General features: G+C 58.7%; 12 protein-coding genes and 1 riboswitch. Of the genes, 5 read left to right on the top strand and 7 right to left on the bottom strand.

All coding sequences use genetic code 11. From position 1 onward, the window contains the following. Window positions 1-32: 32 nt before the first annotated feature. Window positions 33-884, bottom strand: a complete 852-nt coding sequence (locus H7B67_RS02500) for a helix-turn-helix domain-containing protein (RefSeq protein ID WP_185118223.1) — start codon at window positions 882-884, stop codon at window positions 33-35. A 136-nt stretch (window positions 885-1,020) separates the two neighbouring features. Here H7B67_RS02500 and H7B67_RS02495 point away from each other — a divergent pair, with 136 nt between their 5' ends. Both H7B67_RS02495 and uxaC read left to right on the top strand, forming a co-directional pair. Further along, a complete protein-coding gene (locus tag H7B67_RS02495) occupies window positions 1,021-2,319 on the top strand; it encodes a Gfo/Idh/MocA family oxidoreductase (RefSeq protein WP_185118222.1) in 1,299 nt (432 codons plus the stop codon). Window positions 2,320-2,338: 19 nt separating this feature from the next. Then, window positions 2,339-3,748: a glucuronate isomerase gene (uxaC, locus tag H7B67_RS02490; RefSeq protein WP_185118221.1), complete on the top strand. Its 1,410-nt coding sequence runs from the start codon at window positions 2,339-2,341 to the stop codon at window positions 3,746-3,748. A 44-nt stretch (window positions 3,749-3,792) separates the two neighbouring features. On the opposite strand, the gene H7B67_RS02485 is transcribed toward uxaC, so the two are convergent. Further along, window positions 3,793-4,557 (bottom strand): SDR family oxidoreductase, encoded by a 765-nt coding sequence (locus tag H7B67_RS02485; RefSeq protein WP_185118220.1) that lies wholly within the window; start codon window positions 4,555-4,557, stop codon window positions 3,793-3,795. A gap of 179 nt (window positions 4,558-4,736) precedes the next feature. Here H7B67_RS02485 and H7B67_RS02480 point away from each other — a divergent pair, with 179 nt between their 5' ends. The 3 genes from H7B67_RS02480 to H7B67_RS02470 all read left to right on the top strand — a co-directional run bounded on the left by H7B67_RS02480 (window position 4,737) and on the right by H7B67_RS02470 (window position 6,779). Further along, window positions 4,737-5,348, top strand: coding sequence for an Ada metal-binding domain-containing protein (locus tag H7B67_RS02480; RefSeq protein WP_185118219.1), 612 nt, complete (start codon window positions 4,737-4,739; stop codon window positions 5,346-5,348). Then, window positions 5,332-5,862, top strand: a complete 531-nt coding sequence (locus H7B67_RS02475) for a methylated-DNA--[protein]-cysteine S-methyltransferase (RefSeq protein WP_185118218.1) — start codon at window positions 5,332-5,334, stop codon at window positions 5,860-5,862. The genes H7B67_RS02480 and H7B67_RS02475 overlap by 17 nt, the downstream gene beginning before the upstream one ends. 128 nt (window positions 5,863-5,990) lie before the next feature. Beyond that, complete coding sequence (locus H7B67_RS02470) at window positions 5,991-6,779, top strand: glucose 1-dehydrogenase (protein WP_185118217.1); 789 nt, start codon at window positions 5,991-5,993, stop codon at window positions 6,777-6,779. Between the two features lie 74 nt (window positions 6,780-6,853). On the opposite strand, the gene H7B67_RS02465 is transcribed toward H7B67_RS02470, so the two are convergent. From H7B67_RS02465 to H7B67_RS02445, 5 genes are all read right to left on the bottom strand, one after another. Then, a complete protein-coding gene (locus tag H7B67_RS02465) occupies window positions 6,854-7,333 on the bottom strand; it encodes a C40 family peptidase (RefSeq protein ID WP_185118216.1) in 480 nt (159 codons plus the stop codon). 4 nt (window positions 7,334-7,337) lie between these two features. Continuing rightward, window positions 7,338-7,478: riboswitch (cyclic di-AMP (ydaO/yuaA leader) on the bottom strand. Between the two features lie 169 nt (window positions 7,479-7,647). Beyond that, on the bottom strand, window positions 7,648-8,466 hold the full coding sequence (locus H7B67_RS02460; protein ID WP_185118215.1) for a hypothetical protein: 819 nt from the start codon (window positions 8,464-8,466) through the stop codon (window positions 7,648-7,650). Between the two features lie 10 nt (window positions 8,467-8,476). Next, window positions 8,477-10,471 carry a M1 family metallopeptidase gene (locus H7B67_RS02455; protein WP_185118214.1) on the bottom strand — a complete coding sequence of 665 codons (1,995 nt, stop codon included), beginning with the start codon at window positions 10,469-10,471 and terminating at the stop codon, window positions 8,477-8,479. Between the two features lie 186 nt (window positions 10,472-10,657). After that, a complete protein-coding gene (locus tag H7B67_RS02450) occupies window positions 10,658-11,860 on the bottom strand; it encodes a YhgE/Pip domain-containing protein (RefSeq protein WP_185118213.1) in 1,203 nt (400 codons plus the stop codon). 93 nt (window positions 11,861-11,953) lie between these two features. Further along, on the bottom strand, window positions 11,954-12,589 hold the full coding sequence (locus H7B67_RS02445; protein ID WP_185118212.1) for a TetR/AcrR family transcriptional regulator: 636 nt from the start codon (window positions 12,587-12,589) through the stop codon (window positions 11,954-11,956). Window positions 12,590-12,713 lie beyond the last annotated feature (124 nt).

The following is a 12,713-nucleotide window of genomic DNA, read 5'->3' as shown; positions in this document are numbered from 1 at the left end:
CTATCTTTCGGCTATCCTCGCTCGAACCTTGCTCAGAACCTGGCGCCCTTCCGGTAATCCCGGGGGGATTGCCGGGTTATTTTTTTGAACGTTTTGCCGAAGTGGGAGAAGTTGTCGAATCCGCAGGAAACCGCGATCTCGGCGATCGGAAGGTCGGTCTCCACGAGCTGGCGCTGGGCTTCCTTCACGCGGGTGAGCTGCAGATAATCGGAGAACGTAAAGCCGGTTACCTCCCGGAACGCGCGGCTGAGGTGATAGGGGCTGATGTAGAAGCGGGACGCGATCTCCCCGAGCTTAACGGTCTCGTCATAGTGCTCGTTCAGGTAACGAACGACCTCGAAGATCTTCGCGTGCTTCGGGGAAGTATCTCCGTCCAGGCCGATATGCGCATTCTCCTGGAGGCAGCGCGCCGTCGACAACAGAAGCTCCGTGACGGCGCCGGGCGGCACGAGACCGTACCCCGCGGGCTTCAGGCGAATCTCGCCGAGAAGCCGGCGGACGACCGCGTCTACGCTTCGCAAGTCGGATCGCGGGAGACGGATGACCGGGCTTTCCTGCCGGAACGGCTCCAGAAGCAGGGCGGCATCGGAGCCGGCCAACTCGTTCAGCCAAGCGTCCGTAAAATGGACGACCATTCTCTCGTGCTCCGGAGCGGCGCCTTGCAGCGTCTTGTGCACGACGGATTTATCGATGAAGACGAGATCGCCTTGCTCCACCCGGTACGTACGGTCCTTGACGAAGTAGATCCGGCTTCCGGAGATCAGGTAATAAACCTCGTAATAGGAATGAAAGTGATCGAGCGTCATGGCGTAAGGATCGGATCGCTTCACGTATTCGACGTAGAGCCGGTTCGTGCTGCCGTAGCTGAAGGCTTCGATCGTCACTTGCTGACCTCCTGTACAATGCGCAAGATATGCGGGGTGCAACCGCATTATGGCATCATTTGAGCAGAATTATAGCATTCCTATGCTTTAGAATAAAGCCATAAAACCCATTCATAGAAGGACAGGTGACTTTGGCATGACATCGCAAGCGAAGAAGAAATACGTATTGGTAGGCACGGGCGGACGAGCCGAATTTTTCTACGGGGCCATTGCGCAGCATTACCGGGATACCTCCGAGCTGCTGGCTTTCTGCGACATTAACCGGACGCGCATGGACTACGCGAACAAGAGGCTGATCGAAGCGCACGGCTACAAGGCCATTCCGACGTACACCTGCGATCAATTCGACCGCATGATCGAGGAGCAGCGTCCGGACGCGGTCATCGTCACGAGCGTCGACCGGACTCACCATACGTATATCATCCGCGCGCTCGAGCTCGGCTGCGATGTCGTGACCGAGAAGCCGATGACGGTCGACGAGAAGAAGTGCCAGGAGATCCTGGACGCGGTGAACCGCACGGGCCGCAACGTTCGCGTCACCTTCAACTACCGCTACGCGCCGCACCACACGAAGGCGAGGGAGCTGATCGCGGCGGGCGAGATCGGCAAAGTGACGTCGGTGCACTTCGAGTGGCTGCTGAATACCCAACACGGGGCCGACTACTTCCGCCGCTGGCACCGGGACAAGCGGAACAGCGGGGGGCTGCTCGTCCACAAGTCCACCCACCATTTCGACCTGGTCAACTTCTGGATCGCGTCCCAGCCGGAATCCGTCTTCGCTTTCGGCGACCTGCTGTTCTACGGAAGAGAGAACGCCGAACAGCGCGGCGTGACGAAATTCTATGAGCGGGCCACGGGCAATCCGCTGGCGAAGGACGATCCGTTCGCCCTCCATCTGGATTCGAACGAGCACCTGAAGGCGATGTATCTCGACGCCGAGCACGAGGACGGCTACCGCCGCGACCAGAGCGTCTTCGGCGACGGAATCAACATCGAAGACACGATGGGCGTCATCGTCCGTTACAAGAACCAAGCCATTCTGACGTATTCCCTGACGGCCTATGCTCCGTGGGAAGGCTACCGGATCGCGTTCAACGGCACGAAGGGCCGCATCGAGATGCAGGTCGTCGAGCAGTCCTACGTGAACTCCGGCGGCGACAAGGCGGACGAAGGAGCCATCCTGGGCGCGCAGATCAAGGTGCTTCCGATGTTCGGCGCTCCTTACGTCGCCAAGGTCGAAGAGGGAGTCGGCGGCCACGGCGGCGGCGACCCGGTGCTGCTGAACGACCTGTTCGGCACGCCGGTTCCGGATCCGTTCAACCGGGCGGCGAACCATGTCGACGGGGCGCGCTCGATTCTGACCGGCATCGCGGCGAACCGTTCCATCCGCACCGGCCAATCCGTGCAGATCGACGATCTCGTTCGTTTCTACTAAGAAGGAGGCTCGTATGGGGATGAAGCCTTTTCTGAATGAGGATTTTCTGTTGTCCAACGAGACGGCGGTCAAGCTCTACCACGAATATGCGGCGCGTCAGCCGATCATCGACTACCATTGCCACTTGAGCCAATCGGACATTCTGGAGAACCGTTCCTACGAGAACCTGACGCAGGTATGGCTGTACGGGGATCACTACAAGTGGAGGGCGATGCGGGCGAACGGAGTCGAGGAGAAGTACGTCACCGGCGGCGAAGGCGTGAGCGACTACGATCGGTTCCTCGCGTGGGCCAAGACCGTTCCGGCGACGATCGGCAATCCGCTCTACCATTGGTCTCATCTGGAGCTTCGGCGCTACTTCGGCATCGAGGAGCTGCTTAACGAGAAGAACGCCCCGATCATCTGGGAGAAGGCGAATGCCAAGCTAAGACAGCCGGAAGGCTTCCGGGTGCGCGACTTCATCGTCCGCTCCGGCGTCGAAGTCATCTGCACGACGGACGATCCGGCCGACACGCTGGAGGATCATTTGAAGATCCGAGATCTGCCGGACTTCGACGTGAAGGTTCTGCCTTCGTACCGGCCGGACAAGGCTCTCGAGATCGCCCGCGCGACGTTCCTTCCATGGATCGAGCGATTGGAGTCCGTCATCGGCTCCAAGGTCGAAGTCTATGAAGACCTGCTGAGCGCTCTGGAAGCACGCGCGGAGTTCTTCCACGAGGTCGGCTGCCGGGTGTCCGACCACGCGCTCGACGTCGTCGCGTTCGCGGAAGCGACCAAGGAGGAAGCGGCGGCCGTCTTCGCGAAGGCGAGAGCGGGCGAGACGATCAGTCTCGATGAGGAGCGCAAGTACAAGACGTTCACGATGCTGTTCCTTGGCCGGATCTACAACCGTCTAGGCTGGACGATGCAGCTTCATATGAATGCGTCCCGCAACAACAATTCGCGCATGTTCGCCAAGCTCGGGCCGGACACCGGCTACGATTCCATTGGAGACAGCAACGTCGGCGCGGCGCTCGTTCCGTTGTTCGACGCTTGGGAGCAGGAAGGCGAGCTTCCGCGCACGATCGTCTATTCGCTGAACCCGACGCACCTGTACGTGCTCGGCTCCGCGATCGGAAGCTTCCAGGGCGGAGGCATCCCGGGGAAAATGCAGCTCGGCTCGGCGTGGTGGTTCAACGATACGAAGGACGGCATGCTGGAGCAGCTGAGGGCGCTGGCGAATCTCGGCGTGCTCGGCCGGTTCGTCGGCATGCTGACCGACTCCCGCAGCTTCCTCTCGTATACGAGACATGAATACTTCCGCCGGATCCTGTGCAACCTGCTGGGCGAATGGGCCGAGAACGGGGAAGCTCCTCTCGACATGGACCTGCTGGGCGGACTGGCGCAAGACATTTCCTACCGCAACGCCAAGGAATATTTCCAATTTTAAAAGAGGAAGAGCAGCCCCCTATCGAGGCTGCTCTTCTCATTTGCTTACAGATGAGAACCGCCGCTTGCGTCGATGACCTGGCCCGTGATCCACCCGCTCTCCGGAGACGCGAGAAATTCCGCGATGCTCGCGATATCCGCCGGCTCTCCCCATCTTCCGAAAATCGAATATTCGGCGCCGAACCGCCGGCCGCCCGGATCCTGCAGCATGCCGGCGTTCATATCCGTAGCGACGAATCCGGGCGCGATCGCATTGATCGTAATTCCGCGCGGGCCCAGTTGATTGGCCAGCGAAAGCGTCAATCCGTTGATGGCGGCCTTCGACATGCTGTAAGCGGGAATCACCGGCAAGGAGATGCGCGTGACGGCCGAAGACAGCTGGATGATTCGTCCGCCGTCGCGCAGAAGCGGCAGCGCCCGTTGAATCATGAAGAACGGCGCCTTTACGTTCAACGAAATCAGGGAATCGAATTCTTCTTCCTTCGTATCCTCGATAGAAACCGGAAGGCCGCTTCCCGCATTGTTGACGAGAATATCGAATTCGGCCGAACCGGAACGCGCGGCGAATTCGCGACCGGCGACCTCATAGAGCGTCCGGATCCCGTCCAACGTTCGGAGATCGGCTCCAACGGCGAAAGCGGAGCCGCCTTCGCGGATAATCTCCTCCGCCGCTTCCTCGGCGGCCCGGCGGCCGACCGCATAATGCACGGCGACCGTCGCCCCTTCGCGACCGAGCCGCAGCGCGATGGCCCGGCCGATTCCCCGGCTTCCTCCCGTTACGATAGCTGCTTTATCATACAATTTACCCATGTTCCTCATTCCCCCGGCGAATTATTGGTCCTGCCCATTTGTTTTAACACGTCCGCGTCTTCTCGATGTTGCTCTCTCATTCGGGGCTTAATGTCTGCTTGCTCGATCTTGCTAATCCATTCCGGATCGCTTACCAAGCCGAGACTGCGAGGTTATACTAGCGATAGAGGTGATTCTCCGTGAACGATGACATTCAAGAGGGGCTAATCTTAACGGAAGAGCGGTGGCAGGCCATTCTCCGGAACGACGCGGCCTTCGACCATCGATTCTATTATGCGGTCCGGACGACGGGCATTTTTTGCAGGCCTTCCTGCAAGTCCAAACCGCCGAAGAAAGAGAACGTCCGGATCTTCGCGAACGCGGCGCAGGCGATGAGGGAGGAGTTCCGGCCGTGCAAGCGATGCAAGCCGAACGGAGAACGGCTTCCGGACGAAGAATGGGCGGACCAGATCGCCCGGTACATCGACAAGCATTATGCCGAGACGATCACGCTGGAGATGTTGGCCGATCTGTGCCACGGGAGTCCCTACCATCTGCAAAGAACCTTCAAGCGGGTAAAGGGGATTTCGCCCGTGGAATATCTTCAGAAGAAGCGAATGGCCGAGGCCAAGAAGAGCTTGCTTGAAACGGATAAAGCGTTATCCGCTATCGCTAGCTCGGTGGGCTTCTCGAGCGCGTCTTATTTTACGACCTTGTTTAAACGAATGACGGGGCGGACGCCGGCCCGCTATCGTCAATGGAATGCGGACAGAACGAATCTGGAGGGACGAGAACATGAGCAAACCCCATAACCCCAAGCTTTATTGGACATGTCTTACGCTGACGGCAGGAAACATTCATCTAGCGGCTTCGGACAACGGGCTCGTTTACGTAGGTTCCCTTAACCGGCCGTTCGCGGAGATGGGAGATTGGATCGCGGCCCGGTTTCCCAAGAGCGAATTGGCAAGGAATGACGAGAAGCTGGCGCCGTATTCGGCGGCGATCATGGACTATTTCCAAGGTAGACGGGATTTCTCCGGCGTGCCGCTGGACCTGCCCGGCACCCCGTTTCAACAAGAGGTCTGGCAAGGGCTTTGCGAAATTCCCTACGGAGAGACCCGCTCTTATTCCGAGTTTGCGGTTCAGATCGGCAAAGAGGCGGCGGTGCGGGCGGTTGCGGCGGCTATCGGCGCGAATCCGGCCCTTATCTTCGTTCCTTGCCACCGCGTGATCGGCAAGAACGGGAAGCTGACCGGGTACCGCGGGGGATTGCCGATGAAGGAGAATTTGTTGCGCTTGGAACAAACCCGGTCGCTTCCGTCATAGGAACGCGCTCCGATCGATCGAAGCCGTTGGCGACGACCGATTGGGGCAAATTGTCGACAATCGACACTATAAGGATTATAATAAGTATCGACAAGGATAAAGCAACAACATGGAGAGGAAGGATAGAGATGAGCAATCGATTCGAATCCAAAGTCGTCGTCATTACGGGAGCCGGTTCCGGACTGGGCCGCGCGGCCGCTCTGGAATTGGCCAAGGAGGGCGCCAAGCTGTCGTTGGTCGACCTGAACGAAGCTTCGCTGGCGGAGACGCAGAATCAAATCAAGGCGATCGCACCCAAGGCCGAGGTTCTTTTGCTGACCGCGGACGTATCGAACGAAGAGGCGGTCAAGAAATACGTCGAGGACTCTCTCGCGAAGTTCGGCCGCATCGACGGCTTCTACAACAACGCGGGCATCGAAGGCAAGCAAGCCCCGACGGCCGACTACGACAGCAAGATGTTCGACAAGGTCATCGACATCAACCTGAAGGGCGTCTTCTACGGCATGAAATACGTGCTGCCCGTCATGAAGGAACAACAATCCGGCGCTGTCGTCAACGTGGCTTCCGTCGGCGGGATCCGCGGCGTGCTGAACCAAGCGGCTTACGTGGCCAGCAAGCACGCGGTTGCCGGCATGACGAAGAACGCGGCGATCGAATACGGACAATACAACCTGAGCATCAACGCCATCGCGCCGGGCGCGATCATGACCGACATGGTCGTCGGCTCGCTTAAGCAAATCGGCGGCGAGGACGCATGGGAAGAAGCCGGCAAGCAATTCGTCAGCGTCAACCCGAAGAAGCGTTTCGGCAAGCCGGAGGAAGTGGGGCGTCTGGTCGCGTTCCTGCTCTCGGGCGAATCCGAATTCATCAACGGCGCCGTCATCCCGATCGACGGCGGCCAATCCAACCAATACTAATACCGAAACGATAAAAAAGAAGGCTATCCGTCCGTCCTCCGCCGAGGATGGTCAGATAGCCTTCTTCTTGTGTCTTACATAACGGCTGCGGAATCGGAGGTTACCTTCTCGAAGGTCTCGTCGCTCATGACGCGACGCGCGCCGAGGTAACGCTTCGCATAGTACTTCTCGTCGAGGTCCGAGATCGTGACGCCCTTGGAAGCCGCATGCGCGAACTTGTTGTCTCCGACGTACACGCCTACGTGAGAAACTCCGCTTCCGCTGGTGTTGAAGAACACCAGGTCGCCGGCTCTCAGCTCTTCCTTCGCTACCTTGTCGCCCAGCTTGTATTGCTGTCCGGACGAGTGAGGAAGAGTCATGCCGAGCTTCTTGAATACATAGGACGTGAATCCGGAGCAATCGAAGCCGCTCGTCGTCGTTCCTCCGTAAGAGTAGTCGATGCCGATCAGCTTGCTCACTTGGGTGTCCAGTTCGGACTCCGCGGAAGCGCTGCCCACCTGGAAAGCGAGCAATAAAGCTAGTCCCGCAACGATTGCAGAAAACTTCTTGCGCAAAGCAGGTGACTCCTTCCAAAGCCTACGAGGTTAGCTGGAGGGTTCGGTTGAAGGCTCCCTATGATCCCTGTACGGCAAGATCAATTCACCCAAAAGACTGGTTCCCCCGTTTCCCTTGTGCGCGGGAATTCGGCAATTTTTTGCACTGAGGGATAGTAATTCGGGTTTTTGGTCTCATTTTCCTGCTTCTCGAAGATTAGAATTCCTTAATGTTAGGGTTATTCCCCCAAATAAACGCATAAAAGCTCCTTCGTTCGACAGACCGTTGCCGGTCTCCGAACGAAGAAGCTTGTAGAGAAAACGGATATTGCGGCTTACGAGGAGAGCTCGGGCCGCCAAACCTCGAACTGCGATGCGCTTATCCATAAAGAGAGGAGGGAACGGACGAGCTGGAACGCCTGATGCAGAGCGACGGCGGCGAATCCGGTCCACAGGAAGCCCGCCGTCGTGACGACGGCCGACGCGAGAAGGCTGATGCCTAGCAAGGTCAGGGTGACCAGCGCCAGGGGGACCGCTCTCCTGCAAGCCCGAAGGAGGCCCTGCAGAACGGGATCGTCCGAGGCGGAGCTGAACTGCATGAATTGGAAAAGCAGATGAACGGCGAAGCTCCATATGATCCAGCCGAGCACATAGGGCAGAAGGTTTTGAAGCCATGCGCCCAAAGCCGGCTCCTTCAGGTACATGGAATAGCCCTTAGGCACAAGCCACGCGAGCGGAGCCAGCGTGAGCGCGGATTCGATCCAGTAGAGGGCGGTCACCCCTTTCCAGGATCTTCGAATGCCGGTCAGGACCTTGGTGCCTCGAGCGTCCTCCGAATGGCGGAACGAATAGAAGAGCCCGGCGTTGATCAAGGGGGTCGCGATCATCCGGATGAGGAACATCCCGGCGAGCAGCGCGAGGGCTTCGAAGGAGATATCGGTCTTGAACAACCGGAACTGCGCTTCGATGAAGAACATGCGGACGGCGTCCGGATTCGGATGGTCGTCCGGGAATCGGGCCAGCACGGGAGAGACGACGGAGTCGATGAAGCGATAGAGGAAGAATCCCCAGAGGAGCCGGTAAAGAAAGAGGACAACGAGAACGTATTTATGCCGCAGCGTCAGCTCCCAGCCATGAAGCAGAAAATTTCGCATCGCCATCACCTCACCATGCCAAAGTGCCTAGCAGACCTTCCACGATCGCCGAGAGACTGATATTGAGGCGGGTTCGCGTTTTTTCCGGGACCTCGGTCTTTAAATAATTGTTGAAACGCAGGTTGTCCAGAACGACCGACATGGAGGGGTCGACCGCCGCATAGGAGAGCGGGGAGGAGTGCTTCAATTGAAGCTGGGCGTGCTTCTGCTCCCCGTTCCACTTCTCGCGGACCGTCTCTCCGTTCGCGAAGCGGAACACGACGCCTACGGGCTGTCCGCTGCCGCCGTTCCTTCGGAGCAGCACGGTCGTCACGTAGCCTCCGCCTTCTTGGGGGACCGATTGAATGGACTCGACCGCATAGTCGGCCATCTGTCCTTGATAGACGTAAGCTTGGAAAAAGTCGGACCACTTGTCCTTCGTCACCGACTCGACGACCTTCTGGAAATCGGCGGAAGAAGGGTGCTTGAATCTGTATTTCTGGAAGTAGGCGCGCATGATCTTTCTCATCGTTTTCTCCCCGACCTGCTTCTCCATCGCCTTCAGAACCAGCTTGCCGCGCATATAGACGTTCTCCGCGTATCGGTCGGAGCTGCTGTATCGCCAGGAATCCAGCTTAAGCGGTTCGGGGTGGGTCATGTAGCTGGCTTCGACGTTGACGTTAGGCGAGATGCCGTAGATGGAGGACATCAGCTTATCCTCCGTGTACGAGGTAAAGCCTTCGTCCAGCCAAGCTTCCTCGAATTCGTTGGAGGCGACGATTCCGTACCAGTATTGGTGAGCGATCTCGTGCACGAGCGTCCTCTCCAGCTCGTACCCGGGCTTGTCGCTCTTGGCGGCGGCGGCGGTGACGAGCGTCGGGTATTCCATGCCCCCGGCTCCGTTCGCGTCGGCCGGCGGAACGACGACGGAGAGCGTAGAGTAAGGGTAGTCGCCGTACCACTCTCCGAGCTTGGCCAGCGCCGACTTCGCGGCATGCATGTACCTCTCGCTCAGATCCTTGTGCAAAGGGTCGATATACAGCTTGATGCGAACCCCCGGAACCCCGACGGAGGAGAAGGTGTCCTCGACGAATTCGAAGGCGGGAGAGGCCGCCCAGCCGAAGTCGTGAACGTCGTCCGCATAGAACTGATAGATCTTGCGGCCGTTCGCGAGAGCAGCCGGCTTCGTCTGGAAGCCGGTGGCCGCCACCTTGTACGACTCCGGGACGTCGATCTTTACGCTGTAGATGCCGAAGTCGGAATAAAACTCCGAGTCGCCATGGTACTGATGGGTGTTCCAGCCTTCGCTCACCCTTCCGCGAGTCCCCGCCGGCTCGTAGACGGCGATCTTGGGGAACCACTGTCCGGCCATGACGAAGTCCCCCGCCTTGCCCATCCGAGCGAATACTTGGGGCAGCTTCACCGTGTAGCTCATCGTAAGCGTTATGCTTTTGCCCGGCTTGACGGAGTGGGGAAGCCGAAGAGTCGCCAGCGTCTTGTCGGACGAATTGCCGTCGTCGGGCTGCACGTAATGAAGCCGGGGCATGAGCGTCTCTCCTTCTTCGGTCGTCAAGGAGTTCAGCGTCATGGATCCGTAGCTGCCGGCCTGCATCTTGTCCCCTCGAAGCTGTCCTCCCGATTCCTTCAGGAAGGTGCTTCCGGGGGAGAACGCGTTCGGATACAGATGCAGATACAGATCGGACACGTCCTTGTGGCCGGGGTTCTTCCAGGTGACGGTCTGCTGCGCGTTCAGCGTTCCGTCCTCTTCCAGCGCGACGGAGATGTGGTACTCCGTCACCCGATTGCTGAGCACGGGGGAAGTCGGCGTTAACGGAACGTCGGCATTCGGTTCGGAAGCCGGGACGGCGGAGATCTCGCCAAGGGCGGGCCTTTCCTGCGGATCCGCGCTCGCGGGCAGGACATATTGATCGGCCCAGGCGTCCGCGAATCCGAATTTGAAGGAGCTTACGAGCAGTGCGGCGGAGACCGCCAGGACAAGCGCGCGGTACATACGACGATGGGGCATACGGTTAACCCTCCCGTTGACAAGCGTCTAGGGCATGTATATGTTGGTTGTCCCAGGATTATATCTGCGGAGTGAACAAGCCGGGGCTTATCCGGGAAAAAGAAAAAGCCCCGCCGGACGAAGGCGGGGGATGTCGGTGGACGGAGGATATTTGCCGTTAAGGTATCGTATGGCCGGCAATCCGTATTAGGCGGCTGCGTTCTCACCTCCCGCCGTCGCCGCAAGCTTGGGCTTGCGGAACGCGGAAGCGACCAGGACGACCAGCGAGCCTGCCGCGATAGAGCTAATGACGATTAGCGGCGTCTGCAGATTCAGCCCATGGCCGAAGTAGAGCAGGTCGCGGAGCCCTTCGACCGCGAAGCGGAGCGGGACCCAGCTGTAGAGCAGCGTCTTCGTCGCTTGCGGAAGCATCTCGGGAGCAAGCGTCAGAACCGGGCCGACGAAGAAAAAGAGGAGCATGAAGATCGGCATCCCCGCGAAACCCAGCCAAGCCATGATGGCGGACATCAGCAGGAAGAAGCAGAAGGCGCTCAGCGACAGGAACAGGGCGGTATCGAAGAAGGCGGGGACTTGCAAGCCTAGAAGGCCGTCCGCGATCCACAGGATCCCGAAGCCGGCGACGAGAGACAGAACCGCGCCGATGGCAGCCTGCAGCCAGAGTCCCCCTACGCGCTCCGCCTTGCTTCGGGGCTTGAACTTCTTCATCGCGAAGAAAACGAGAAGGGTGCCGACCAGCGAAGCCATCCAAGCGACCTGGGTGAGGGAACCGGGGGCGTTGCCGTTCGCGCTATGCGTGCCGACCGGATTCACGAGCTGGGTCCTCACCTGGATCGGGTTGGCCAAGGACGGGACCCGGCCGGGATCTACTTCGATGCTTTGGGCGGATAGCTGGTTAAGCAGCTGTTCGCTGAATTTGCCGTTAACCGCTTGGAACATCTGGGTCAGCCCTTGGGAGACGGCGTTCGCGGCGGCCATGTTCTTGCCTTGGTTCACGTAAACGCGGATGGCCGGGGGTTCTGCGGCGCCCGACATTAAGCTTGCGAGGCTGCCGCTGAACGTCTCCGGAATGACGACGAGCGCATAAGCTTCCTCGCGGTCCAGCTTATCCAGACCGGATGCTTCGTCGGCAACCTTCGTCCATTCCAACGGCGATTCGGCAGCCTGCGCCGAAGCGGGCGCTCCGAGCAGAGTGTCTTCGATCGTTCGGCCGAAGTTGACGTCGCCTTGGCCGGGAACGCTCGCTCCTTGATCGGACATGGCCAGAAGGACGGGCAAGTCCTTCGGAACCGGGTTTACGGTCGAGCCCAGCGTCGCCAAGCCGAAAATAAGGGCGACGGCAAGCACGACGATCGGCGCCAATATAACGTTTTTTTGTTTCAGCAGGTTCATGATTCCTTCTCCTCTCGGCGGACGGGCCGCCTATCCATTTAATTGATTGAACGTACGGTGAATTTAATGCCGTAAAAAGGTCCCTGAACGGATTCAGGGATTCTTCCACAGATTCACTGTATGCTCGATAACTCTCCTGCGATAATCCTCGCGGTTGTCCGTTCCGGTGAAGTTGATTCCGATAACGGAGCTGATGACGTATAGCAGGTTCATCGAGATGAATTGCTTGGCCGCGAACAGAAAGTCCATCTTGCGGATTTCTCCGCGTTCATGCCTTCTCTCCAGCATGGAGGCGAACCAGGCGTGCCTCTCCGCGATCACTTTCGACAGCAAGTCGGTGCCTTCGATATCCAGCACGTCATGCTCCCGGAAAAGAATGCGCATGATGTTCTCGTCGTCAAGGAACAACTTCAGCACCCGGTTCGAGATCACTTCCAAGGCTTCCTTTAACGGCAATTTCTCTATCTCGTCGTTGACTTCCCGGATCATATCTCCCAGCTTATCGAAGGTCTCGTGCAGCATGACGGTCAGCATCTCGCGCTTGCCGCCGGGGAAGTAATGGTATAGGATGCCGTCCGCCATGCCGATCTCCCGGTTGATCGCGCGGACGGGCGTGCCGTGATAGCCCTTCTGGGCGAACAGCGTCTTCGCGGTCGCAAGAAGCTTCTCGCGGGTCTCCGCCGCTTGTTCATGGCGCAGATTACGTTCGGAGCGGCGTCCTCCGCCCATTCGAATCACCTCGCATTTCGTTGAACGGTTGATGAATCAAATTGTAGAGGATCGGTTCCCCGCTGTCAAGGCAGACAAGTTGACTCCAAATCATCGCTTTTCCGATTATTTTTCGTTAGAATGA

The sequence above is a fragment of the Cohnella thailandensis genome (assembly GCF_014212135.1).
GTDB lineage: Bacteria > Bacillota > Bacilli > Paenibacillales > Paenibacillaceae > Cohnella > Cohnella thailandensis.
The sequence above is the reverse complement of the archived record's forward strand: the minus strand, read 5'-3'. Positions and strand labels throughout refer to the sequence as shown.

What these genes read in the sequence shown, in the direction of transcription:
- H7B67_RS02455 (WP_185118214.1), bottom strand. Translation starts at nt 10,471, where the DNA reads ATGCCCCATCGTCGTATGTACCGCGCGCTTGTCCTGGCGGTCTCCGCC.
- H7B67_RS02495 (WP_185118222.1), top strand. Translation starts at nt 1,021, where the DNA reads ATGACATCGCAAGCGAAGAAGAAATACGTATTGGTAGGCACGGGCGGA.
- uxaC (WP_185118221.1), top strand. Translation starts at nt 2,339, where the DNA reads ATGAAGCCTTTTCTGAATGAGGATTTTCTGTTGTCCAACGAGACGGCG.
- H7B67_RS02475 (WP_185118218.1), top strand. Translation starts at nt 5,332, where the DNA reads ATGAGCAAACCCCATAACCCCAAGCTTTATTGGACATGTCTTACGCTG.
- H7B67_RS02460 (WP_185118215.1), bottom strand. Translation starts at nt 8,466, where the DNA reads ATGCGAAATTTTCTGCTTCATGGCTGGGAGCTGACGCTGCGGCATAAA.
- H7B67_RS02450 (WP_185118213.1), bottom strand. Translation starts at nt 11,860, where the DNA reads ATGAACCTGCTGAAACAAAAAAACGTTATATTGGCGCCGATCGTCGTG.
- H7B67_RS02445 (WP_185118212.1), bottom strand. Translation starts at nt 12,589, where the DNA reads ATGGGCGGAGGACGCCGCTCCGAACGTAATCTGCGCCATGAACAAGCG.
- H7B67_RS02485 (WP_185118220.1), bottom strand. Translation starts at nt 4,557, where the DNA reads ATGGGTAAATTGTATGATAAAGCAGCTATCGTAACGGGAGGAAGCCGG.
- H7B67_RS02470 (WP_185118217.1), top strand. Translation starts at nt 5,991, where the DNA reads ATGAGCAATCGATTCGAATCCAAAGTCGTCGTCATTACGGGAGCCGGT.